The 512-nt window shown below is 33.8% G+C and carries 2 protein-coding genes; both read left to right on the forward strand.

The window, feature by feature from the left end; all coding sequences use genetic code 11:
* Nucleotides 1-210: enoyl-CoA hydratase/isomerase family protein (locus BN338_RS10165; RefSeq protein WP_039762108.1), on the forward strand; the 210-nt coding region annotated here is incomplete at its 5' end.
* On the forward strand, nucleotides 207-512 hold a 306-nt coding region (locus BN338_RS10170), incomplete at its 3' end, for a DUF6163 family protein (protein WP_039762110.1). The genes BN338_RS10165 and BN338_RS10170, both read left to right, overlap by 4 nt.

The following is a 512-nucleotide window of genomic DNA, read 5'->3' on the forward strand; positions in this document are numbered from 1 at the left end:
GAAGATTGTATAAAAATTGAAAACCGTATTGCACATCATATGATTAATGCGCATGATTTTCATGAAGGGATACGTGCTATGTTAATCGATAAGGATAAAACACCTCAATGGCAGCCCGATAAACTTTCAAGTGTAACAGATGAAATGGTCAATTCTTACTTCAAACCTGTTGAACAAGAGCTATTATTTGAACAAGAGCTATTATTGTGAAAAATAATGCATACAAACGGATTTCAAAAATCAATTTAATTTATAACTGTTATTTACGATTTTTGGCGCTTATTTGCTTAAGTTTGAGTATTTTTTATTGGATACGCCTTGTTGGTGTTTTTCCGGGTATTCTATGGCGTTTTGACCTTATGCCTTGGCAGTGGCAATTTGCATCAGCTATATTGGCCATTCTCTATCCTGTTGCCTTGATTGGACTTTGGATGTATTCGCTATGGGGCATTATTTTATGGTGTAGTGCAGCGTTGATTGAAACAACAATAATCTATTATTCTAATTTTATT

It is taken from the genome of Bartonella queenslandensis AUST/NH15, from assembly GCF_000312585.1.
Taxonomy (GTDB): Bacteria; Pseudomonadota; Alphaproteobacteria; order Rhizobiales; family Rhizobiaceae; genus Bartonella; species Bartonella queenslandensis_A.